At 50.2% G+C, this 23,687-nt stretch carries 24 protein-coding genes; 8 read left to right on the forward strand and 16 right to left on the reverse strand.

What is annotated here, in order from left to right:
• The first annotated feature begins 56 nt into the window (after window positions 1–56).
• Window positions 57–920 carry a LysR family transcriptional regulator gene (locus tag PSAB_RS13030; RefSeq protein ID WP_025335020.1) on the forward strand — a complete coding sequence of 288 codons (864 nt, stop codon included), beginning with the start codon at window positions 57–59 and terminating at the stop codon, window positions 918–920.
• 461 nt (window positions 921–1,381) lie between these two features.
• Here PSAB_RS13030 and yidC read toward each other — a convergent pair whose 3' ends face one another.
• A complete protein-coding gene (gene yidC, locus PSAB_RS13035; protein WP_025335021.1) occupies window positions 1,382–2,212 on the reverse strand; it encodes a membrane protein insertase YidC in 831 nt (276 codons plus the stop codon).
• A 716-nt stretch (window positions 2,213–2,928) separates the two neighbouring features.
• Between yidC and PSAB_RS13040 the strand changes: the two genes are divergently transcribed.
• The gene (locus PSAB_RS13040; protein ID WP_025335022.1) at window positions 2,929–3,564 is read left to right on the forward strand and encodes an FMN-dependent NADH-azoreductase; all 636 of its coding nucleotides are present in this window, start codon (window positions 2,929–2,931) and stop codon (window positions 3,562–3,564) included.
• 417 nt (window positions 3,565–3,981) lie between these two features.
• On the opposite strand, the gene PSAB_RS13045 is transcribed toward PSAB_RS13040, so the two are convergent.
• From PSAB_RS13045 to PSAB_RS13075, 7 genes are all read right to left on the reverse strand, one after another.
• Window positions 3,982–5,277: a bifunctional DedA family/phosphatase PAP2 family protein gene (locus PSAB_RS13045; RefSeq protein WP_025335023.1), complete on the reverse strand. Its 1,296-nt coding sequence runs from the start codon at window positions 5,275–5,277 to the stop codon at window positions 3,982–3,984.
• Window positions 5,278–5,384: 107 nt separating this feature from the next.
• Complete coding sequence (gene bacA / locus PSAB_RS13050; RefSeq protein WP_025335024.1) at window positions 5,385–6,203, reverse strand: undecaprenyl-diphosphate phosphatase; 819 nt, start codon at window positions 6,201–6,203, stop codon at window positions 5,385–5,387.
• A gap of 105 nt (window positions 6,204–6,308) precedes the next feature.
• Window positions 6,309–7,526, reverse strand: coding sequence for an MFS transporter (locus PSAB_RS13055; protein ID WP_025335025.1), 1,218 nt, complete (start codon window positions 7,524–7,526; stop codon window positions 6,309–6,311).
• Complete coding sequence (locus tag PSAB_RS13060) at window positions 7,513–8,697, reverse strand: MGDG synthase family glycosyltransferase (protein ID WP_025335026.1); 1,185 nt, start codon at window positions 8,695–8,697, stop codon at window positions 7,513–7,515. Before PSAB_RS13060 ends, PSAB_RS13055 begins: the two co-directional genes overlap by 14 nt.
• A gap of 142 nt (window positions 8,698–8,839) precedes the next feature.
• Window positions 8,840–9,529: a response regulator transcription factor gene (locus PSAB_RS13065; RefSeq protein ID WP_025335027.1), complete on the reverse strand. Its 690-nt coding sequence runs from the start codon at window positions 9,527–9,529 to the stop codon at window positions 8,840–8,842.
• Window positions 9,504–10,991 carry a sensor histidine kinase gene (locus tag PSAB_RS13070; RefSeq protein ID WP_025335028.1) on the reverse strand — a complete coding sequence of 496 codons (1,488 nt, stop codon included), beginning with the start codon at window positions 10,989–10,991 and terminating at the stop codon, window positions 9,504–9,506. Before PSAB_RS13070 ends, PSAB_RS13065 begins: the two co-directional genes overlap by 26 nt.
• 47 nt (window positions 10,992–11,038) lie before the next feature.
• On the reverse strand, window positions 11,039–11,653 hold the full coding sequence (locus PSAB_RS13075) for a DedA family protein (protein ID WP_025335029.1): 615 nt from the start codon (window positions 11,651–11,653) through the stop codon (window positions 11,039–11,041).
• 197 nt (window positions 11,654–11,850) lie between these two features.
• Here PSAB_RS13075 and PSAB_RS13080 point away from each other — a divergent pair, with 197 nt between their 5' ends.
• The 4 genes from PSAB_RS13080 (at window position 11,851) to PSAB_RS13095 (ending at window position 15,157) form a co-directional block, all read left to right on the forward strand.
• Entirely contained in the window at window positions 11,851–12,336 is a 486-nt protein-coding gene (locus PSAB_RS13080; RefSeq protein ID WP_025335030.1) for a DUF6803 family protein, read from the forward strand.
• 244 nt (window positions 12,337–12,580) lie between these two features.
• Window positions 12,581–13,570: an ABC transporter ATP-binding protein gene (locus PSAB_RS13085; protein ID WP_038595864.1), complete on the forward strand. Its 990-nt coding sequence runs from the start codon at window positions 12,581–12,583 to the stop codon at window positions 13,568–13,570.
• Window positions 13,567–14,370, forward strand: coding sequence for an ABC transporter permease (locus tag PSAB_RS13090; RefSeq protein ID WP_025335032.1), 804 nt, complete (start codon window positions 13,567–13,569; stop codon window positions 14,368–14,370). Before PSAB_RS13085 ends, PSAB_RS13090 begins: the two co-directional genes overlap by 4 nt.
• A 4-nt stretch (window positions 14,371–14,374) precedes the next feature.
• Window positions 14,375–15,157 carry an ABC transporter permease gene (locus PSAB_RS13095; RefSeq protein WP_025335033.1) on the forward strand — a complete coding sequence of 261 codons (783 nt, stop codon included), beginning with the start codon at window positions 14,375–14,377 and terminating at the stop codon, window positions 15,155–15,157.
• A gap of 52 nt (window positions 15,158–15,209) precedes the next feature.
• Here PSAB_RS13095 and PSAB_RS13100 read toward each other — a convergent pair whose 3' ends face one another.
• Entirely contained in the window at window positions 15,210–16,826 is a 1,617-nt protein-coding gene (locus PSAB_RS13100; RefSeq protein ID WP_051529767.1) for an alkaline phosphatase family protein, read from the reverse strand.
• A 151-nt stretch (window positions 16,827–16,977) separates the two neighbouring features.
• Here PSAB_RS13100 and PSAB_RS13105 point away from each other — a divergent pair, with 151 nt between their 5' ends.
• Together PSAB_RS13105 and cls are read left to right on the forward strand one after the other, a co-directional pair.
• Window positions 16,978–17,571: a class I SAM-dependent methyltransferase gene (locus PSAB_RS13105; RefSeq protein ID WP_025335035.1), complete on the forward strand. Its 594-nt coding sequence runs from the start codon at window positions 16,978–16,980 to the stop codon at window positions 17,569–17,571.
• 18 nt (window positions 17,572–17,589) lie between these two features.
• On the forward strand, window positions 17,590–19,005 hold the full coding sequence (gene cls, locus PSAB_RS13110) for a cardiolipin synthase (protein ID WP_025335036.1): 1,416 nt from the start codon (window positions 17,590–17,592) through the stop codon (window positions 19,003–19,005).
• On the opposite strand, the gene PSAB_RS13115 is transcribed toward cls, so the two are convergent.
• The 7 genes from PSAB_RS13115 to PSAB_RS13145 form a co-directional block, all read right to left on the reverse strand.
• The gene (locus PSAB_RS13115) at window positions 19,002–19,403 is read right to left on the reverse strand and encodes an NUDIX hydrolase (RefSeq protein WP_025335037.1); all 402 of its coding nucleotides are present in this window, start codon (window positions 19,401–19,403) and stop codon (window positions 19,002–19,004) included. The two genes, cls and PSAB_RS13115, sit on opposite strands and share 4 nt — an antisense overlap.
• The gene (locus PSAB_RS13120) at window positions 19,400–19,855 is read right to left on the reverse strand and encodes a DMT family transporter (RefSeq protein WP_025335038.1); all 456 of its coding nucleotides are present in this window, start codon (window positions 19,853–19,855) and stop codon (window positions 19,400–19,402) included. The genes PSAB_RS13115 and PSAB_RS13120 overlap by 4 nt, the downstream gene beginning before the upstream one ends.
• 12 nt (window positions 19,856–19,867) lie before the next feature.
• Complete coding sequence (locus tag PSAB_RS13125) at window positions 19,868–20,566, reverse strand: Crp/Fnr family transcriptional regulator (RefSeq protein WP_025335039.1); 699 nt, start codon at window positions 20,564–20,566, stop codon at window positions 19,868–19,870.
• A 61-nt stretch (window positions 20,567–20,627) separates the two neighbouring features.
• Window positions 20,628–21,053 carry a DMT family transporter gene (locus PSAB_RS13130; protein ID WP_025335040.1) on the reverse strand — a complete coding sequence of 142 codons (426 nt, stop codon included), beginning with the start codon at window positions 21,051–21,053 and terminating at the stop codon, window positions 20,628–20,630.
• Window positions 21,054–21,207: 154 nt separating this feature from the next.
• Window positions 21,208–21,609 (reverse strand): NusG domain II-containing protein, encoded by a 402-nt coding sequence (locus PSAB_RS13135; RefSeq protein ID WP_025335041.1) that lies wholly within the window; start codon window positions 21,607–21,609, stop codon window positions 21,208–21,210.
• 22 nt (window positions 21,610–21,631) lie between these two features.
• Entirely contained in the window at window positions 21,632–22,621 is a 990-nt protein-coding gene (gene ahbB / locus PSAB_RS13140) for a siroheme decarboxylase subunit beta (protein ID WP_025335042.1), read from the reverse strand.
• 18 nt (window positions 22,622–22,639) lie between these two features.
• The gene (locus PSAB_RS13145; RefSeq protein WP_025335043.1) at window positions 22,640–23,644 is read right to left on the reverse strand and encodes a radical SAM/SPASM domain-containing protein; all 1,005 of its coding nucleotides are present in this window, start codon (window positions 23,642–23,644) and stop codon (window positions 22,640–22,642) included.
• Between the last annotated feature and the right edge of the window lie 43 nt (window positions 23,645–23,687).

The raw sequence follows: 23,687 nt of genomic DNA on the forward strand, positions 1-23,687 counted from the left end.
TTAAAAAATAGTGTATAGATAATCAAATTTTGTGATGCAAAAAGGAGAGAGTTGTTTTGGACATTAGATCTTTGGAGGTGTTTAAGGCAGTAGCAATTGAACAAAGCATTACAAAAGCTGCTGAGAAATTGAATTATGTACAGTCCAACGTTACTGCACGAATACAACGTCTTGAGCAAGAGTTAGGCGTTCCTCTGTTATATCGATATCATAAGAAGGTATCCTTAACGCCTGCAGGACGTGAACTGTTGCCGCATGTAAACAAGTTGCTTTACGATTTCGAGGAAGCGATTGAGGCAGTTAAGCTTTCTTCTGCCCCGCGGGGAACTTTGCGCATTGGAGCTATGGAGTCAACTGCTTCTACACGATTGCCATTGATTTTTACACAATATCACAAGAAATTTCCACCAGTAGAATTAAGCTTATATATGGCACCTACTGTAGATCAGGTTAGTACCATTCTCAAATATAAGGTAGACGGCGCATTTGTGGATGGGCCAATTCTTCATCCGGAAATTGTTGAATACCCTGTCTTTGAAGAATCTCTAGTTTTGATTACAAGCTACTCTCCGGAACCATTCCAATTAGAATTGATTTTACATGAACCACTGCTTTCGTCATTCGCGCATTGCATCTATTTGGGACGTTGGCAGCGATGGCTAGAGGACAATGGCTATGCTCCTATGAAGGTGATGGAATATGGCACTCTAGAGGGTGTCCTTAAATGCGTTGAAAACGGGTTAGGAGTCACCGTCTTACCAATATCTATGGTTGAATCACGGATGCAGGGAAGACTTAACTGTCATCCATTACCGGAACCGTACAGAACAGTGCCCACTGTGTTTATAAGGCGTCGTGACTCGTACATGACCAGTGCTCTCTCACGATTTATGGAGCTGGTGGGCATAACTAATCTGTGATTTGTTGCTATTTGCCAACTTAGAGTATTATTCGTAGGTATAATGACTTGTCCCAGAATTTCCTTTAATTTTTATCTTTATCTTAGAAAATGGAAGTGATTGATGAACCCAATGATACTATCTTCTTCATGCATTACTTCATTCCACTTCATTATCCATCACCTATATTTGAACAGATTTAAACAATGAATAATGCATATAAACCATATATTACTATGGTAAGTCACTAAAGATAACTGCCCGATAGCTTAACCGTTATTAATGATAAGGTTCCCCGCGCTGTCTGTAACGGCAAGTTTTAGGGCCATCCTTTTGTGGGATGGCCCTTTCATTTTTCTCATTATGTTGAACTATGTTCCCCGTTAACGAGCCGCCAACATAAAAAACAGAGCATCTGAGGTCGCGCCTCAGATGCCTTGTTTTTAGTATTGTTTTATGACTGGTTCCATTTTATAAATCTTCTACATCGGTAGGTAGGTTTTACTCTCTCCATTTGGCTTCGTGTATATTTTATTGAGTATGATCGTTTGCACGATAATGAATATACCACCAACCGCCCAATATAATGGTAACGCGGCGGGCATCTCAAAAGAAAAGACACCCATCATGATCGGTGACAACAATCCGATGAAAGCCATTTGGTTATTTTGATTTTGCTGATACTGCGCTGAAACGGATTGAGACACGCGGAACTGAACGTAATACACCGCAGCGGCAATAAGCGGCAAAATCATATCTGTTTTCCCCAAGCTAAACCACAGAAAATCGTGAGCTGCAATCTCTGGGGTACGACGAATGGCGTAGTAAAATGCGAGGGTGATCGGCCATTGGAGAAGCATCGGTAAACACCCCATGTTTAAGGGATTAAATTGATGCTTCTGGTAGAGTTGCATCATCTCGACTTGCTGTTGTTTTTTTGCATCCGTACTGACGTCGTTCTTATACTTCTCCTTAAGTGCAGTTAACTCTGGCTGGAGGACGGCCATCTTTTCTTTCATGTCCATTTGTTTCTTGGTTTGATTCATCATGAGCGGCATGATCGCAAGTCTGATGATGAAAGTCATCAGCACGATCGATAATCCGTAGTTTCCGTGAAATGCATTCGCGAAGAATTTGATCAAGATCGAAAATGGATAAATAAAAAAGTGGTTAAATATCCCTGATGAATCGGCATTAATCGAGTTTGATTGGGATGCTGTCGAACACCCGCTGAGCAAAATGATCGGAATAACTCCAATCAACATGACGAGAATGGGCTTGGCCCATTTTTGGAGCAACAAAATCTTTTTCATCGTTGTCCTCCCTAATTGAAAGTATGGAATTTCAATGTGGGGAAGGACCATTGTCGTCTTCATCAGGTGCTTCTCTTCGTCTGGCGATACGTACTATCCACCGCTGAATGCTGTTGGGTTGCGACAGTCTAACAGCCACAAACCAAGTTGAACCGGCTGCAGCAATTTTATGACCCCTGTGTATCTCTTGTAAAGAAAAATAGGTGAATGGAAGAAACACTAAGGAAGAGATGAGAGCGATCGAGAATGCCAATTGGACCAAGTCATAAAAATGCTCCAGTCAAGTTCACCTCCGCATGAGCCATATTGGAAAAATTTGAATAATGATTATACGTTAGAAAAAATGTGTGGTTTCACTAACCTGCCCGTTAGCTTAATGAAGCATCGTCAGTCTAATACTTTATTTTCTCAGTCTACAACTTTATTTGCCTAGTCTAACACTTTATTTTTCAGTCTAGAACTTTATTTTCTTTTGACAAATAATGATCTCATTCTCCACAAACCCGTGGATGTTGAGATCATTTTTGCGTAAAACCCGGTCTAATACGGACAATTTTGGCGATGCTATAAATGTGCTGACGATTTATTTTAAGCTTCCGAATCATAGGACTAGTGACTTATTTCTTAATTACTTTATTTATTTTAGTAATTATAGTTTGAAAATTATCTATATATAAGTTATATTATTAACAAACAAACATAAAGGAGTGTTACATATGTCTACTGTTCTCTATATAACCGCCCACCCGCATGATCACCATACTTCCTACTCGCTGGCTGTCGGTGAAGAATTTATCGAAGCCTACCGGGAAGCACATCCAGGCGATGAGGTGATCCGTCTCGACTTGTACAAGCTGTCCGTCCCTCATATCGATGCCGACGTATTCAGCGGTTGGGGCAAGCTTGCTTCCGGCACTTCTTTCGATCAGCTGTCCGACGCCGAGAAAGCCAAAGTCGGACGCCTGAGTGAAATCGTTGATCAATATGTCGCCGCCGATAAATATGTATTTGTTTCACCAATGTGGAATTTTTCGTTCCCACCGGTTTTAAAGGCCTATATTGACGCTGTTTGCGTCGCCGGCAAATCCTTCAAATATACCGAGCAAGGCATCATTGGCTTGCTGACGGACAAAAAGGCAATCCACATTCAAGCAAGCGGCGGCGTCTATTCGGAAGGCCCTGCAGCTGGTTTCGAAAGCGGCCACAGCTATTTGGCAAAAATCATGCAATTCCATGGCGTGCCGTCCTTTGACGGGATTTTTGTTGAAGGCATGGCCGCAAAGCCGGACCAAGCTCAATCGATTAAAGAAGCAGCGATCGAAAAAGCCAAAGAGGCGGCTAAATCGTTCTAAAATGATTCCAGAGTTGTAACTTCATAAAGGGGGGGCTGAGATGTTCAGCTCCTCTTTTTCTGTTGGCTTAAAATTGGGTTATCTTCTCCTGTCCATTCGCCTAGTCAATTAATGCCCCGGGTCATATACTGTGATGTATTCTAAAACAGAGGAGGAATTCCAAATGGGCTACGGCTGTGTTGGTGGAGAAGACAAAGGACCTGGATATGTAAATCCTTTGTTTACATCTACGGCTACAATTTTGGTTCTCTACATTCTCCTGGTCATCGTTTTGAAAACTTGCTGGATCTAAGTCATCTTTAACGGTTGTCAGTCCCGCCGGAGCATGAGATTTCATGCCCGGCGGGATCTGAATTTTTATGACAACGCGTCGGCTGCGGCAAGGGATACATAGGTTGAATACTGCTTCATTCGGAGTCAGACCGAGAAGCTTTTATTTGTTTGAAGCACCCGCAGAACCTCCAGCAAGATGACATTCAGGCTGATCCACACCCCGCCAAAGACATAGCCAGCCGCAACGTCGCTCGGGAATTGGACTTTAAAATAAATCCGGCTGATCCCTACCAGGAGAGCGACAAGTATGACGGCGAACACGGCCGAGATTCGGACGAGATTATTACTATAATGACGGAGCAGCAAAAAAGCGGAAAAGCCGCACACGCTGATCGAAGTCAAGGTTTCTTCACTAGGGAAGGTGTTGAAAATGGGATAACCGGCCGCAACCGGACCCGGACGATGAAAAAGCAGGCGCAGCCCTTCATCCAGCGCTTCCCCGGCGACAACAACCCAGAACAAGAAGAACAGCTCCAGCAGCTTTTGCCGGGCACTAAGCATAATCCATACCGCCGTTATGGCGATGAGCGGCCCGTACAGGTAGACCGTACCCAGAAGGGCAAAGATGTTCATAAGGTTCTGCCAATCGGGGCCAAACACCGAGAGAACGATGTAAGAAGCAACCTCGTCGAATTGGTTAAACTCCCGCGCCAGAAAATCCTGGATGAGACCCAGCATCAAGGACACAAACAGCACAAAGGCGGCAAATGAGGACAGCACCAGAAATCTGACCTTGCCGAGCGAATGGAAGCGCCGAACTGCTAGCGCAAGCCAGTCCATAAGCACCGCCAGCATGCGCTGTCTATACTTCCGGACCACATAGATCAGCACGGTCAGCAAAGCCGAACCGATCCCGAACAGGATCATATAGCGGTTCACGGTTTGGTGATAAGCCTCCCATTTCGGGCCCAGCACCCTGCCAAGCGAAATGAACAAGCTGACCCAGAAAATGGCGCCGGAATACGCGTAAATTGCATATTTTCGAAAAGGCATACGGGTTACCCCGCAAAAATACCCTGTAATGTGTCTGACCCCGGGTATAAAATAGGCGAAGAACAACAGCTTGTCTCCATATTTCTCAAACCACACATTCATTTTCAGAAGCTGCTCTTCACCCAGATGGACGCGATCCCCGTATTTGTGGACGAAGGGCTGTCCAAGCCTGTAGCCGATCCAGTAAGAAAGCGTAATGCCTGCGGTTACACCGGCACTTGCGGACAAGATGCTTAATGGCCCGTTCAATTTCCCTTCAAAGACAAATAATCCCGTGTAGCTCATTAACATTTCGCCCGGAAGAGGAAGTGCGAGCATCTCAAGTAATAAGGCAATAATTATGACTCCGTAGCCATACTGTTCAAGCCACACGGTAACTGTGTTCATTGGAACCCCTCCTCCTTAGTAGTCTAAACATGCCGGGTAGAAATACGCAAAAAAGAATGGTAACGGGATTCAGAGTGTCTCCGACCCGCTACCCATTCTTTTGTTGTCTATTGTGCCAGCAAATAAATCAGGAAAATCGCGGCCAGCGCAAACCGGTAATAGGCAAATGGCGCCAGCTTCAGCTTTTCCAGCAGCTTCAGGAAGGTGATCACAGCCAATAGCGCGACTACGAAAGCTACGAGAAATCCGGTGATGAAGAAGCCGGCGTCGGCTGCGGTTAGCGTCTGGTAGCTCTTCAGCAATTCATACCCGCTCGCGGCTATCATCATCGGGATGGCGACCAGGAACGAAAAATTCGTTGCGGCCTCATAGCTCGCTCCCGTCAGCAAGCCCCCGGCAATGGTCGCTCCGGATCGGGAAAATCCCGGCCACAGGGACAAGCACTGGAAGAGACCGATTGTGAACGCCTGCCTGTACGACAGCTGATCGATGCTCTCCGCCCGTACCGGAGCCTGTCTCATTTGACCTACCAGCATGAAAATCCCTCCCAGTACAAGCCCCGCGAGAACGGTATAGGGTGAGAACAGGTAAGTCTTGATGAAGGAGTGCAGGATGCACCCTAACAGCATCGCCGGTATGCAGGCAAGGATGATATGTAGAAGGTTCAGTTTCGGCCTCTCCTTCCCGGCTTCATGTCCGGATGGAATCTTCATCAGACCCAGCAAGCCCAGAATACGCCGCCAATAAATGACGGCTACCGCCAGAATCGCTCCGAGCTGGATGATGATTTCGAAAGTGTCGGCTTTTTCTCCGGTGAATCCGAGAAGCGCTCCGCTCAAAATAAGATGGCCAGTGGATGATACCGGCAGGAACTCGGTGAGCCCCTCTACAATTCCCTGAATGATTGCAATAAAGTAATCGTGCATATCTGCGGCGCCCTCCTTCGTCTTTCTTGTTTGATGATCATTCCTTTCACTATTCAGCCTAAGCGATAATCCTAAATTCCTCGTGAAGAGACTATTAAATAAATCTTAACTGCTCGATATCATGGATTTGCTTGCAGACCTTTCTTTGGGCGCGAACAACCGGGACGGTGACAGCAGATAGACCACACTGATCAATCCGAACATACTTGCGCTGACCTGAAACGGCAGCAGTTCGTTCCCTGCGCTTGCCAGCCACCCTCCAATCAGGGGACCGATAACGACTCCCAGCCCTTCAATGGAGAACAGCAGGCCCCAGCTTGTTCCAACGGAGTCTTCAGGAATATAGCAGGCCATCAAAGCGTTCCAGGACGGCAATAACGCCGCATACGCACAACCGAGAAGAAGTGAGAATCCCATTGCCCCGGTGAAGGAGCTGATTGAGGTCAGTCCGAATAAGGCCGCTGAAAAAATACCGAAGCCAATCACCAGAAACCATCTGCCTCCGATATGATCGAACCATTTGCCCATTGGGACAAGAAGCGCAATTACACCGGCTCCGCCCATCAGCAATACGATGGATAGCTGGGAATGCGAAAGGCCCACATGCTTGACCGCAAAGCTTGTTAAAAATGGCGCCAAGATGCCGCCTGCTGTCGTCTGCAGCACCATGCCGGGCACAAGGAAGCCGCCCTTCTTCACTTTGTCCCATAAAGCGGCCAACTGCTGGTTAACGGTGAGCTCCGGGCGTTTAACCGGCGCTATGTCATCAAGCGTAAGGGCAGCGGCCATTATCCAGCCGGCGGCAAAAAACAAGCCGATGATAAACAGCGAAATGGACAAGCCCCAGCCCATAACCAGATTAAGGGTGACCGGACCCAGTCCGAGGCCCGCCATCCAGTAGGCATATAAGATTCCAGACTGCTGCGCGCGGTTTTCTTCCCGGATTTGGCTCATACAGATAATCCAGATCGGGGAGAACCCGGCTCCGAGGCAGGCTGAAGCGGCAAGGAGAACCCATGCGTCATGAGTGGTTGCCATAAGCAGCAGACCGACCAGACTGAGGGCGAAGCCGCCATGAAGCACCTTTCGGGCCGAGAACCGGTCCAGTAAATAACCGGTAAAGCCTTTGATCAGGCTGTCGGTCAAATAGTGAACGGACACCGCAATTCCGACGATGGAGGAGGACAGTCCCCCTCCCTCCAGGGCATATGCAGGCAAATAAGCGACGAGAAAGGCTCCTCTGACCCATTCCATGAAAAAGAGGACAACCGCAAGACGGGTGAAGGATTGCCGTGGCACTTCCACCGTATTAGAGATATCCATGGACGGTCTTCACCTTCCCTTCGGCGATATTGAACTTCTGCTGCCCGGCAGCGGGCTGCTTATGCTCCAGAGCATCCAGTATTTCGGAGACGATGAACCCGGCGGACGATTTCCGTGAAAAAGCCTTCATTCGGCGAATCCGTTCCCACCGGTAGGACGGTTTCTCCAATTGACGAAGACAAGCGATGAGCTGTTCCTCGTCCCGCGCGGTATCAATGATGCTATGCCGGGACAGCCACTCGGCATTGCCTGCCTCCTGTCCGGGCAGAGGACGGTAGACAATGACCGGAAGGGATTGGGCGATCGCTTCGGTAAGCGTGATTCCCCCGGCTTTCGTCAGCAGGCAAGTTGATACGCTCATCAGCTCCTGCATTTCTTCCGTATAACCAAGCAGATGGACACGCTTGTTCTCGCGATACAATCCTTCCATGTCGGATCGCAGCTTATGATTATTTCCGCAGAGCACGATTAAATCGAATTCGGATTCCGTAATGATGCTCTTGATTAATTTGCTGATATCGGCCAAGACGCCGTAAGCGCCGGCCGCAAGGAGAACATAACGCCTGGTGCCGTTTAATCCATGCTTGTGCAGCAGCCGTTCACGATCCTGCCATGTTTCAAAAGCAGGGCGGATCGGAATCCCGCTGACAACGGCCGCGTCTTCGGCAACTCCTTCCGCCAGCAGTGACTGCTTCATGCTTTCCGTTGCGACAAAGTACTTCATCGTGTTCGGATGGAGCCATCTTCCGTGGAGAACATAATCCGTCATAACAGTAAATACCGGCACTCCGCTCACGGCCTCCCCGCCAATTTCGGCAGCAGCCAGATAAGGAAACGTATGAATAATGACATCCGGCCGCATCGCGTCCAGAATCTTCCGCACCTTTCGTTTGCCGAGGGAATGCAGCAGTCTGCCTAAGCCGCGGCCCGGCTTTATCCCGCTTGTCTTCGTGTACATTAAGCCATACAGAGCTTGAGCGAGTGCCGCGCGGTTTAAATAGAATCTCCTTGAAAGCTCATTCAGTCTTGGATGGACTTCCGCAAAGAGGTCAACGGTGTGGACCCGATGGATCCCTCTGGATTTGAAAGACTGTTCAATCGCTTCAGATACCTTGACATGACCGTCTCCAAACGCAGAGGTCACAATCAGCACTACAGGGTTTGGGTTCATAAGAAAGCTCCTTTGTTATCTTCACTCTCCCTAACTCTAACCCCCAATCGTAAAAGGACGGTGAAAGATTCTTAATTAAATATTAAAATAGCCAAAACATAAATCGGCGGATTTATGCTTTGGCTTGGGTTAAGCGTATTTTTCAGGACCGGAAGCGGTACCCGGCGCCCCACAGGGTTTCGATATATACCGGATTTGCCGAGTCCACTTCAATTTTTTCGCGGAGCTTGCGGATATGCACGGTTACCGTCTGGGTATCCCCGAACGAATCCACGCCCCATAATCGCTCGAAGAGCTGATCCTTGCTGAATACCCGGTTGGGATGCAAGGCCAAAAAATACAGCAGGTCGAATTCCTTCGTGGTCAGCGTTACCTCCCGGTCCCTCACAAATGCGCGGCGGCTGTCCGGGTCAAGCCGGATCTCCCTGACCTCCAGCTCATTGGTGGAGGATCTGCGTCCCTTCAGACGGTCATACCGGGCAAGATGGGCCTTCACTCTCGCTACAAGCTCCGCGGGCTTGAAGGGCTTAGTAATATAATCATCCGCTCCGAGCCCGAGGCCCCGGATGATGTCAATGTCCTCGCGTCTTGCGGTGACCATCAGGACGGGGATATCCAGCTCTTCGCGGATTTTTTTGCAGACCTCGAATCCGTTCAGTTTGGGCAGCATAACATCCAGCACGATCAATTCAAATTTGCCGGTAAGGCTCAGCTCCAGCCCTTCTTCTCCATCCACGGCGATTTCGGTCCGGTATCCACTCATCTCCAAATAATCCCGCTGCAGCTCGGCAATCGAAGGCTCGTCTTCAACAATCAGTATCGTTCGCTCCATGTTCCGGCGCCCCCTTCTCTATCGATAACACAATGTAAACGGTCGTTCCAGCGCCCTCCTCGCTCTCCGCATAGATTTCTCCCCCGTGGCCCGCGATGATCTGCTTGGCAATGGCAAGCCCCAGACCGCTGCCTCCCGTGTTCGTATTTCTCGACTGCTCCGCGCGGTAGAACCGGTCAAAAATAAACGGGGCCGATTCCGGCGAAATCCCAGGACCGTTATCTCCGATGGCAAGAATGAAACGCCCGGCTTCCAGACGGGTATTGACCGTTATTTTCTTCTCCGGTTTATCCATATATTTCAGGCTGTTCTGAATAATGTTGCCAAGCACCCGTTTAAACGAATCGCGGTCCACCGATACCCAGGCTTCTTCCCTACTATCCATTTCGATTTGCAGCTGCACGCCCTTCTTCTCCAGCTCGATCTCCAGCTCCTCCGCCCAATCCGCCAAAAACGGGAAAATCGGCACGGTTTCGAAGGAAAAGGGATGCTTCTGCATATCCAGCTTGGAGTACAGAAACAGCTCGTCAATCAACCTGTCCATTTCTCCCGCCTTCGCAGCAATGGTGCGCATGTACTTCTCGTTTTTTTCGGGTGAGTTGGCCACGCCTTCCAATATTCCGTCAACATAGCCTTTAATCGCTGTAATGGGTGTCTTCAGATCATGGGAGATGTTCGTAATCAATTCCTTGCGGTTATCCTCATATTGCTGCTGCAGCTGTATGGAATCCTGGAGCCGGGATCTCATTTTCTCGAAGGCTATTCCCAGCTGTCCCAGCTCGTCTTTACTGTTGATATTGACCCGGAAGTTCAAGTTGCCATCGGCCACCAGCTTCGTTGCTCTTCGCAGTTCAAGCAATGGGCGGATTATGCTCCTCGACATATAGGAAGTCAGCAGGACATGTGTCAACAGAAGCACGACCAGTGCGGACAGGAACAAGATGGGAAAGAAAGTTCTGACAAAGTGAACCAAAGGATCAAGCTTGGTCAGCAAAAAAAGGCTTACGGGCTTGCCGTCAGCGGTCAGCAAATCAAATTGGGCAACCTTGTACCAATCATTGTTATATTTTGTCCGGTAGGGCTCGTACTCTTCTCCCGCCTCTGTGAAAGCAGGCAGTTCATCGATGAAATCCGGTTTCTTCAAAAGATCGTCTGAAGCGTACAGCACGGTATTGCCGGAACGGATATAGATGGTTGTATTCTTTTGGAGCATGTCTGCGGAAAAATTCTTCAGGAACCCGTTGTCCGTTAGTAAATCCGGATTTTGCAGAAAGGTGTGTTTAATTAGATTGCGGGTGTCGCTCTCTTCCATTCCTTCGAATTTACTTTCGTAGGTGCTCTTCAGACTCTGGACATCCCCGTGGTACACTACGGTCAGCAGCAAGGCGGTAGCGACAAGCAGAAGCATAGGGATTACAAGCATGGCCGCATAGGACAGCAGAAATTTCAAACGAATGGACATCTTTGCTCAATCTCCCCGCCTCTTGAATTCCAAATGGCTAATAACGGTTAAACCGTCCGTTCCTTTCTTCTCCGTACCAGCCACCATACGAGGAGCAGCAGAACGGCTGCGCAGACCGCATAACTGACCGGACGGAGGTACTGCTCCACTATACTCCAGTTTCCGCCCAGTTTGTAGCCTATGTAGACAAGGGCCAGATCCCACGGGATGCAGCCAAGTAAGGTGAACACGGCAAATCTCCACATCTTCATTCCCGCAATACCCGCCGGAAAGGAGATAAAGGTGCGAATGAAGGGCAGCATCCGGGTAAACAAAACCGTGCTCTCTCCATAACGGGCGAACCATCGCTCCGCTTGCTCCAGATGATGCGCATTGAACAGGATGTATTTTCCGTACCTCTCCAGCAATCGCCTTCCTCCGGTCGCTCCAACATAATAAGCGATCAGCGAGCCGATGAGATTTCCGATTACCCCTGCGGCAACTACTCCTGCAAAAGAAAGCGAGCCTCGGGCAGCCAGCCAACCGCCGCTAAGCATAATAACCTCGCTGGGAATCGGAATACAGGCGCTCTCCAGAATCATCCCGATCCATATCCCCCATATTCCCATCGTATTTACCAAATGAAGCGCCGTCTCGGATATCCAGGCCAGGAACTGGTGCATCTACCTCACTCCTCTCCGTCATATATTCCAATTTTACAGCTAATGTATAAACTGACTCTGAATCAATTCTTAACGATTTATTAATTTATCGGAGCTTGGGCCGCCATGAATCCGGGGCGTCTTCATACATTCCACATAATTTTTATATACAATTGGCCTCGAAGTTAATCCATCTACTACTGGGGGAAAATCAAACAATGAGCATGACGCACTACATGTCCCTGCTTGCGGACAACCAACCATGGAATTTGATTATATTCATGGCCATTCCCGTGATCTTTGCCGAGACGATTACGGTAACCGAATTCTTTATTCTCTTCGGCAAAAACACGCATGGCGCGCTCAGAAGCTTTAATCGGATCTGCAGCATCCTGGCCGGACTGTACTTCACAGGAGTTTTTGTATACTTGTTCCCTACCGCGTTTATCCCGCTAACCGTAAATGGCGAATGGCATACCTGGGTGGACGTTGTCGCGGTCAGCTTCTACTTGAGCGGCGTGTTCTTCTTACTTCCTCTCGCCCTTCTGGATCTTGGCATTATCGCCCGGAACCGTTCCGCAGAAGGAAAAATGAAGCTTCACTTTATTCTCGTAAGCGGATTCCTCGTAGTAGCTCACGTCGCAATGATCTTCGGAATGATTAACCCGGAAATCATGGGGGGAATGGCCGGAATGAAGCATTAATCGGGTTGAAATAGAAAAGACTTCGGAGCTTGGCTCCGAAGTCTTCTTTATTATTGGGGCTTAAAAATATAAAAAAACAACATTCACATGTTGTTTGCCTGTTTTAGATAGTATTTAACTAAAGGGTCGTGTCCTCGACCTTTATAATATTAGTATAAACGAAAGAAAAACATAAGTCTATTCTTTTTTGGTAATTTCCGCTATATTTTTTGTGCTGCAAAATAACGTTGACGGAGGTGCTGAATTGGGAAACCCTATTATCACATTGGAAGGAATAGGCAAAACCTTTAAAGTGGCCAAACGGGCCGCCGGGGTACGGGAAGCTGCCAAAGCTCTATTTTACCGGAAGCATACATTCGTGGAAGCGCTCAAAGATATCTCCTTCTCGATCCGCGAGGGTGAAATCGCCGGGTACATCGGTCCGAACGGAGCCGGAAAATCGACGACAATCAAAGTGATGTGCGGGGTTCTTGTTCCGGACGAAGGTGAGTGCCGGGTGATGAGCTACACTCCCTGGAAGAGCCGGACGGCCTACGTCGGCCAGATCGGCGTCGTCTTCGGACAGCGCTCCCAGCTCTGGTGGGATGTGCCGGTCATCGATTCCTTCGAGCTGCTGCGGGACATTTATAAGGTGCCCGAAACCCGGTACCGCAAAAATCTCGCCATGCTCACGGAGACGCTGGCGCTGTCCGAGCTGATCCATGTCCCGGTCCGGCAGCTCAGCCTTGGACAGCGGATGCGCTGCGAGATCGCGGCTTCACTCCTCCACGATCCCCGCATTCTTTTTCTCGATGAGCCGACTATCGGTCTGGACGCCGCCAGCAAAATCGCCGTTCGCCAGTTCATCAAGACCATTCACAAGGAAAAGGGCATTACCGTCATTCTTACGACCCACGACATGAACGATATTGAGGCGCTTGCGGAGAGGATTTTGATGATTGGTAAAGGCTCTCTTCTGTACGACGGGTCTCTGGACGAGCTTCGCGGCAGGTTCGGAAGCAGCCGGACCCTTACCGTAGATTACCGGGACTGTTCTCTTCCCGTCGATATTCCCGGCGCAGTGCGCCATTCCTGGTCACCGCAGCAAGCTGTATACAGCTTTGATAACGGGAAAATCAGCCTCGCGGATATCCTTGCACGGCTATCGGAGCAGGCCGAAATTCTCGATGTGGCGGTGGACTCCAAATCGGTCGACGAGCTGATTTTACAGCTCTACAAGGAGCATCAGATATGAAGATGTATCTGTCTGTCGCCAAGCTCCGCTTCGTTACGAACCTTCAATACCGCACCGCCGCTTTCGCCGGGATCGTGACCCAGCTTTTTTTCGGCTTCATCTTCATCATGGTATATGTCGCCTTCTACAGCCGCAGCAGCGCTGCGCCGCCCATGAGCTTGCAGGAAGTGGTCACCTACATATGGCTCCAGCAGATGTTTCTTGGCCTCATTGCGCTTTATTTCCGCGACCCGGATATCTTCGAGCTGATCACCGGCGGCAATATCGCTTACGAGCTGTGCCGTCCCTGCGGGATATACGGCTTCTGGTTCACCAAGGTTCTGGCGACACGCGTCTCGGGCGTCGTGCTTCGCTGCTTCCCGGTCCTGTTGATCGTGCTGCTTCTCCCTGAACCCTACGGGATGAGTCTGCCTCCGGGTATCGGGGCTTTTCTGCTGTTTCTGCTGTCCCTGTTCCTGGGTCTGCTCATGGTCTGCGCCATTTCGCTGCTGATTTACATTTCCATCTTCTGGACGATGTCGCCAGCCGGCTCCATCCTGATGGTCGCAGCGGCGGGGGAGTTTCTGGCGGGGATGATTCTGCCGATTCCATTAATGCCGGGCTGGATGCAGCAGCTTGCCAATCTTCTGCCCTTCCGGTGGACGGTGGATTTCCCCTTCCGGGTATATACGGGAAATATTCCTGTAGAAGAAGCGCTAATGGGTAATTTAGTTCAACTATTCTGGCTGGCGCTGTTGATCGGCCTCGGGCTGCTGCTCATCAGCCGGGCGCTGCGGCGAGTCGTCGTGCAAGGAGGTTAACCAAATGCTTCTCTATTTCAAGTATCTGTCGATTCTGTTCCGCTCCCAGATGCAATACCGGACGTCCTTCTGGCTGCTGACTTTCGGGCAACTTCTCCTCCCTTTTGCGGTCTTTGCCGGATTGTACTTTCTTTTCTCCCGGTTCGGGGAGCTTCAGGGCTGGAGCTTCTTTGAAGCGGCGCTCTGCTTCGGCGTCATTCACATGGCCTTCTCTCTGAGCGAATGCTTTGTCCGGGGATTCGACATGTTCTCCTCCCTCGTGGTGAGCGGGGAGTTCGACCGCCTGCTGGTGCGCCCGCGAAGCACAGTCGTCCAGGTGCTGGGAAGCAAATTCGAGTTCACCCGCTTCGGACGGCTCGTGCAAAGCGCCGCTGTGCTGGGGTGGGCCCTCAGGAACCTGCCGATTGCCTGGACGCCTCTGAAGGCGCTGACCCTGCTGATGATGGTCGCGGGCGGCATCCTCATTTTTTCAGGTATCTTCATCCTGAACGCAACTTTATGTTTCTGGACGGTTCAGGGGCTTGAGGTAGGCAATGTGCTAACCGATGGCGGCCGGGAAATGGCGCAGTATCCGTTGAACATCTATCATAAGCGGGTCACGCTCTTCTTCACCTTCATCATTCCGTTTGGCTGCGTCAGCTATCTGCCTCTGCTCTTTCTCCTGGGCCGGGCGGAAGGACATGGCCTCCTCTATGCGCTGCTGCCTTTGACCAGTATTCTGTTTCTTCTTCCCTGCCTGGCTGTATGGCAAATCGGCGTTCGCCATTACCGCTCCACGGGTTCCTAAAGCAAGCACAGCCCGCTTCCTCCGGCTCTTGCCGGGAATGCGGGCTGCTGTTCTATTTATCGCCGGCCAACCGCAGAATCCAGTCTTTCAAATCGACGATTCGCAGTGACTTCGGCTGCACATCCGTTCCGGTCACAATTAAAGGAACAATGGAATCCACCTCATGCAGCGATCCGTGCGCTCCACCTCCCCGATGGCTGGGAGAGCTCTCGCCGGCCAGCTCGTATCCCGGTTTCACGGTGACGACAATATATCGCCCTTCATGAGAATGAAGCCCGCCGTAAAGCCGTGCGAGAATATCCGGGTATCTTCCGTATGTGATCCGATGTCCGCGGAGCGAAAGATCTGCGAGGCCGGCATCGCCTGAGAGCGACCATTTTTGCCCGTATTCATCCGAATAAGGTCCACCCTTGCGATAAGTTAATACCGTGCTGCCATTTCCTCCGCGTGTAAGCGCAACGGATTGATCCTGCTTAACCGCTATGATGTCGAGCCTTGCTTCAGATTGCAGACTCTTAACGACCTCGGGAAGCTTAAGCTCTGGCGAAATGGCGTAAATGTAGGCCATTCTTTCGTTGGCGGCGATGACGATCTGGTCGTCTTGTCCTACAGTTCGTTCAAGCTCGGCTATGCGGTAACCGTGAAGAAGCGGGCGCAGATCTACTTTGGACTGTTCCCGATCATCCAGCACATCGCTTTGAGCGCTGTCCCCCAGAATAATCCACTTGGTGGTTCTAACCGCCTCCTCCCATGAGCCATACGCATTCAGAATGTCCTGCAGCGCCCGGTCGGCCTTTTCGATGCCTTTAGTCGCCATGGAGCCTTGTCGGTGATGGACACTGTCGTTTCCCGGAAAATATCCAATCGTTACGTCCGGAAGCTTCCCATTCTTTACGAGATAAGCGATGTCCCGGCCTGTGAATCTGTCATTCATCCCATATTTTTCCCATGCGGCTGTGTGGTTGTCATTTTCCGGGTTGATATGCGCGAATGCGGCAAGCGAAAACAGCTCCGGAGTAGTAATTGGATAATGATCCGGCAGCCTTGTGGTGTTCGCCATCGCTGGGGGTACGCGCAGCTTGCGTTCCTTTGTTCCTCTGAAAATGACTGCGTTGACCGAAGCCGAATGCTTGCCCTTCTTGGCCAGTTCCTCATGAATGGTCTTCACTTTCTTGCTTAATTGAACCTGATTCATCTGATAGACGCTGTCCGTCAATACTTGCAGCTGATCAATCTTTAAAGCTTCCTTCGGTCCATTACCGTAAAAGATCATCCGCTTTTCCCGGTCGCTGTACCATACCAACCCTGGAACATGATGCTTATCCGCGTATTCCCCCGTCAACAAGGTGCTGTCAATCGTTACGGACATGGTAGGAAATGAACTTACCATTTCAGGAAAATACCGCCCGTGCTCCATCAGGTATTTCAGTGCGGGTGCCTTGCCTTGTTTCACAGCTTCCTGCAGCGGCTTGTCCATCAAGGAATCAATGATAATGACGACGACCGGCTTGCCACTCACTGCCTTAGCCTTAAACTCCGGTTCGGACTGCATTCCAGCGTTCGTTCCCGGGAACAACCGGCATCCGGCAAGAGACATCGTCAATGCCAAAGCGATTGCCATCAAAACCGATATTTTTTTCCCTCGCGTTATTCCATCCGATCTTCCCATTCTCCCTTTAACACCTCATTCTCTATGTCGAATAGAGATAAAGATGCCCATTTCAGGATGAAATTATGTAAAATTTTATTGAATTTTTTTCAGACAGGTGGGTTAGATTACTTTTCATTGACTTCAAAATCAGGAAAGAAGGTGGCTCCTTATGAATACTTCGTCTTCACCCCTGCTTTATCATCGGCTGGTTCGTCCGAAATGGTTTACCAAAAAATATATACATGATCAAATTACAACCCGATTCACTTTCAACGATAAAATTGTGCTTGACTTTGGTTCAGGGACCGGGGCTAATTGTTCGATGTTTCAGCCCATTCATTATATTGGCATCGATCCCGATGAGAAACGCATTCATTACGCGAGAAGGCAATATCCCAATCACAAATTTCACGTGCTCGAACATGGAAAGCTACCTGTAGATGACGGATCTGTCGATTACATACTGATCGTCGCAGTTCTGCACCATATTTCATCCGAAGAAATTGCAGAGTATATGAAGGAATTTAAACGGATTTTAAAACCGGATGGAAGCTTCATCGTTATGGAACCATGCATATGCAAGAAGAAACCGGTAAGCAATTGGTTTATGAATTTCTATGACGATGGAGACAATATCCGCAGTGAAGAAGAATACATTCAATTGTTTCGGAAGAATGAATTTGCTTCGCAGGTAATCAACCGCTTTCGAAAAGGGTTCTTCTATAATGAGTTATTCTTCACTGCCAATCCAAGTTCAACCTGATAAGGAGAGATTGAACCGTTGATTTGGATCATTGCGGCCCTCCTGCTGTTTATTCTCCAAATTGCATTCGTTATTTTCTTTGAGTACCAACGTCCGAGCAAAGCGATAGTATGGCTTATCGTCTTGCATCTCATTCCGGTCATCGGTTTCCTGCTCTATGTATTTGTTGCAAAAGAATACATGTGTTTCCCCGCTCTTTCGCAGAAAGAAAGCAGCCAGTGGAACCGCATAAAGGCAGACCTCATTGAGCGGTGCCGACAGCGGGTTCTGAACAATACCCATGAAGAGACCGTTTGCCATGACGATCAACTGCACGCATTATTAAGCGGCTTTTCTGCCGCCCCCATTACCGCCTGCAACGAGACGACTGTGTTTAGTGAAGGAGAAAGCGCCTTTGAAGCGATGCTGAGTTCGATTGCCGCATCCGAGCATCACATCCATGTTGAGTTTTACATTATCCGCGACGACCGGCTGGGTACCCGGTTTGAGCAATTACTGATCCGGAAAGCGCAAGAAGGGCTACATGTGCGGCTGTTATTTGACGGGATCGGCAGCCGTCGGTTAGGAAAGGCCTATTTGAAAAAGCTCAGGAACGCTGGGGTGGAAGCGGGATGCTTTTTTCCTCTGCTGCCCTCTTTCATGAATAAACGGCTCAATTACCGGAATCATCGTAAAATCGTAGTGGTGGACGGTAAATCCGGTTATTTTGGCGGCTTGAATATTGGGGATGAATACTTGGGGAAAGATCCGAAATTCGGCTATTGGCGGGACACTCATTTCAGCATAAAAGGGGATGCGGTGATCTGGCTCCAAGATGCTTTTTTAACCGATTGGCACCGGGTTACGGGGGAAATCATAACCGATCCCCTCTACTATCCGATCCAGGAATGCCGAGGTAAGGAGCTTGTCCAAGTCGTAAAAAGCGGCCCGGACGAGCCGATTCTAGAGCTCATCTTCTCTCTTATCGTCAGGGCGAAGAAGCGGATTTGGATTGAGACCCCCTATTTTATTCTCGAACCCGGTGTCTTATTGGCTCTAAAAACGGCAGCCCTCAGCGGAGTCGACGTTCGCGTCATTATACCGGGCGTGCCTGACAAGAACCTGGTTTATACCGCCACGTTGTCCTATGTTCAGGAATTGCTGCGGGCAGGGGTCCGGTTTTACAGCTACCAAAAAGGGTTCATTCATGCCAAAGTGATCATTTCCGACGACCTGGCGTTCTCCGGCAGCGCAAATATGGATATACGCAGCTTTTGCAGCCAATTTGAAATCAATGCGCTCTTTTATGATGGGACAGTCGTTGACCGTCTGATGCAGGATTTTTACCGGGACCGTGGCGACAGTAAGGAGATCTTGCAGTCGAAATTCGAGAACCAAAGCGGGTTTCAAAAATTGACCTCTGTTTTCGCCCGGCTGCTGTCGCCGTTATTCTAGATAAGCAGTCCTTGCTCATGCAGTCTATCAAATACCATTTGGGCTGCGGCCGATACCTTTACCCGGTCCTCATAGGTTAGCCAGGCCAATTCCTCGATTTCAGAAGCCGCCGTGAGCTTGCCCTCGTATTCCGCGCTGTAGCAAGCCATTTTGACCATTGTTCCTTCCGTTTTGCCATGGGCTTTCGCTTCAAACGTTCCCATGAACAAGACGGTTTCGGGCTTAATGCGGACGGATAGCTCTTCTTCAATTTCCCTCTGCAGCGTATCGGCATCACTCTCACCGGGCTCCCTTTTTCCGCCGGGCAAATAATAGATCTCTTTGCCTTTGGAACGGGCGCATAACAGCCGGCCTTCACGAAGGCAGATCCAGGCGATTTTATCGATTGAAGCTGTCATGCGGTTTCCTCCCTGCGCTTCCCACTTAATTTAAATACCAAAATACCGCTGACAATGACCAGCACTCCGATGAACTGTTGAAAAGTGAAAGGGACCTTTCTCAGCCCTAACCAGCCCTGCGAATCCCATAACAAGGCGCTGCCCAGCTGGGAGATCAGAACGATGGAAACCGCGTACGTTGGACCAAGCTGCCGGATTCCAAGAGTTAGACAGATGACCACACCCACCCCGATAGAGCCACTGATCCAGTACCACGGCTTCATGTTGATCAGGTTAAACAGCTGGCCCCCTTCAAATATCAAGCCAAAGATCAAAGAAGCCGCAAAGCCCATTCCCAGCACCAGCGTCGTTGTCGTCCAAGATCCGGTACGTTCGTTAACCTTCGTGTTAAAAATATTTTGCAAACTGACCATCGAACCTGCGGCAAGCGCCAATAAAAGGCCCTGAATCATTAGTTTTCGCTCCTATTCGTAAATATTTTGGCCGGCCAGCGTGCTGAGCCTTTCCTTGTCTTTAATGACAATAAATCCTTTGCTGCGTTCGACCAGACCTTCCGCGGACAGTTTTTGGATAACCCGATTAAGATGCCGGTAGCTGGTGCCGATCCAATTCGCCACATCGTTCAATCTGGACGTGCTCAGCTGTCCCTGAAATTCGGCGTCGGATTCATCATAGGAAACGGACAGCAGGTAGCTGGCCAAGCGCACCTCGACCGGATGCAGAATGTTTAAGCTTAAAAAGTTGGATTTCGTATAGAACTTCCGGGTGATGACCTTCAGCAAGAAGTTTAGCAGCGGAGCATAATCGGCCGCGTGTTTTTGTAAATAGCGGTATGGGACGCCGATCATTTGAACGGGAGACACCGCCTCCACCGTATTTATGATGGGAATATCCTGGATATATTCGATATCGCCGATGACCTCAAGCGGGGTTTTGAAGGAGATAATCAGCGTCTTGCCCTCGGCCGAAGTGGTGTAGACCTTGATCTTTCCCTTGACCAGCACATACAGGTATTCGGAAGGTTCCCCTTGGGAACAGATCCACTCCCCTTGTTCAAAATGGTACAGAGACAAATGCGGCAGCAGCGGTTTATTGAACACGCTCTCCAGTTGATAATCCTGCAAAAAAGCATTCAGCCGCGCACGATCCGGCACTTCTTTCATGATATTGTGTCACCTCTGCTTCCTTCCCGTACATCCATTGCCATGCGGCGTTATCATCTTATCAAAATTTAAGGATGATTACACCGGCTACCATCAATCCCAGGCCAATGAACTGCGGCAGCTTCATTCTCCGCTTCATCACACTGAACCAACCGTTCGAATCGATCAGAAAGGTCAGGCACAGCTGGGCAATCAACAAAGCGGATATCGTAAACGTAACTCCCACTTGGCGAATCGCCGTGACCTCGCTAAAAATAATGACTGCCGCGAACGCTCCGCCGATCAGATACAGCGGTTTGACCTGTTTTAGCCCCCGCCGGTTTCCGTCCCGGACAACGAGCAGGATCAATAAGGCCATCAGGAATCCGGTTAACTGGGTAACCGTCGCCGCCTGCCATGTCCCGATATCCTGGCTTATCCTTGAATTGGCCACTCCCTGCAGCGTAATAAAGGCTCCGGCCAAAAATGCAAATAACAGCCCTCTCATGGTTATTACCTCTCCTCTGATGTTAGCTCTGATCCTAATTAAAGAATATCTCCGATTTTTTGGGAAGGACATATGTCCTAAACGCCTGAAGTCTGGGAGAGAGTGAAAAAGCCATGAACCCCATTGAAGGGGTCCATGGCCTGCGTGTTGCGCTTTAACCGGGGTGAACGACCGCATCGAGATCGTCCTTGGACGGCTGCTGATGAGGATTGAACACTTCCACGTACACACGAGTCGGAATGCAGATAATCTGCTGATACGGCTTCGAAATAAAGCCCATGTCAAGCGCGATCCGCTTCGGCGCGTCCGAGTAGATCATCTGAATTCCATAGTCGAATACTTTAAGCGTATTATGCCCGAAGCTCGTTTTGATGTCGATGATCTGCTCTTTATCCGTCAAGGGTACATTCTTGTACAGCTTGCCGTTCACGGTAATTCGGGCCATTAATTCCCCCGGCTGGTATGGACTATGATCCATCTGGAGCCATTTGAACCCGTATATTGCACCGGCAATCAGCAGTCCCAGCAAAATGATGTATAGATCTCCGCGTTTCATTATTGGGATTACCTCGCCTTTCTCAGATAGAGAAACTCGTCTTCTTCAATTCCTCCGTGCTGAAGAGGATGTCAAACTCCGAAATGCCTTCCTGCTGTGCAAAATGCTCCGCGATTCTCCGAACGAACACTTCATTCGGACCATGGATCATCGCGTACAGATTATACGGCCAATCGGGATGCGCCCGGCGCTTGTAGCAGTGACTGACCTCCGCATAGCCGGCCAGCCGTTGTCCGGCCTGCGGAATCCGCTCCTCGGGGAGCACACTGGCAAACAGCCCATTGGCGGTAAATCCGGCTTCCCGGTGCCTGAGGACGGCACCGATTCTTTTTAAAGCGCCGCTCGCTTGAAGCGCCTGCAATCGCCGGAACAGCTCTTTCAGGCCTAAACAGGACCTGCGAGCGATATCGCTGTACGGCTCTGGCACCAGCGGCAGATCGCCCTGCAGCTCACGGATCAGCTGCCAATCCGTACTCTCTAATTCCTGATGCTCCATAGGGATGCTTAGCGATTCTGGCCTAGCCTTACCGGACGCCGAAGCCGATGATTCCGTCGTTTCTTCCATATTGAGAAACACCTTGAGCTTAAACACCTGCTCGGCGGGAAACTCGTACAGCTTCGGCCGGCCCGCCGCTTCGCGAATCGGTTCAAGAATCGCCTCCCGTTCCGCTGCGGTTCGGGCGGTCAGTGTGAACCACATATTGAGCCAGCCATCCCGGCGGTAATTATGGGTAACGCCTTTGAAGCTGTTGACAACAGCCGCTGCCTGATAATAACGGGCTTCCTCCACCCTCATCGCATACAAGCAGCCCTTGTACCCGAGCCTGGCCGGATTAAACACCCCGCCAATCCGCCGGATGTATCCTTCATTCTTCAGTCTCTCCAGCTTATGGAGCACCTCTTCCTGCCGCAATTCCAGCTCTTCCGCAATAAGCCTCCAGGGGTGGCTCACCAAAGGAAGCTCGATTTGCAGCCGGTTCAGCAGCTTTCGGTCCTTCACATCCAGTTCCAAAGCTTCTCCCTCCCCGCTCTACAGCAGCGCCGCCGTTCGTTTGTAGCACCAAGGCTCTTCGGCCATGAAATTGCCCCCGCTGTAATAATACGACCGGGCGCGGCATCCGCCGCAAATCTTGACGTCGGGGCAGGAGCCGCATGCTCCCTCGTATTCCTTGAAGTTCCTCAAGTTTTGGAATACCGGACTGTCCCTCCATATTTCATCAAAGGGCTGTTCACGGACATTCCCGACCTTGACCGGCAGATAAGGGCAAATATGGACTTCGCCATTGGGCAAAACTGAGCAGTAGGCGACCCCCGCGAGGCAGCCGCGCGTATAGCGCAGTTCGAGGCCCATGCTTTTGGCCAGCGGCATGAACTGAGGAGCGCATGTCGGCTTGATTTCAAGCGCCGAAGATTGCTGCTTGGCCAGAACGCTGCGCAGAACGGAATAATAGCGCTCCTGCTTCAATCCTTCCTCCTCGATGTTAACGGCCCGTCCGGTCGGAACGAGAAAGAACGGGTGTAGGGAGGCGACATTCAGCTCCTCAGCCAGCTGCGCGACCTGGTCGAAATCGTCCATATTGCCTGTGGTCAGCGTCATATTGATCTGCACCCGCAACCCGGCTTCTCGGGCGTAACGGATGCCTTGCACCGCCTGCTGCCAGCCCTCGGGCGCGTTACGGAACCGGTTATGGTACTCCGGCGTGGCGCTGTCGATGCTGATGGCGATTCCTCCGAGGCCGGCCTTCTTGAGCTCGGCAGCTTTGGCGGCGGTCAGCAGGGTGCCATTGCTGCCGAGCGCCGGGCGAAGACCGATTTGCGAAGCGTAAGCTACCAATTCATTCAGATCTTCGCGGACCAGCGGCTCGCCTCCGCTCAGGATAAGGAGCCGGAAACCGGCTGCCTTGACCTGATCAATAAGTCGCCGTCCTTCTTCCGTCGTCAGGTCATCATCGACAGGCGAAGCCGGCCCGGAATCGCGATAGCAGTGTTCACAGTACAAATTGCATCGTTTGGTCACATTCCAGGATACTAGCATCGTCGCTAAAAGCCTCCTTGCATTGATAGGATTCAAGTCTTCC

The organism is Paenibacillus sabinae T27 (assembly GCF_000612505.1).
Classification (GTDB): Bacteria; Bacillota; Bacilli; order Paenibacillales; family Paenibacillaceae; genus Paenibacillus_AQ; species Paenibacillus_AQ sabinae.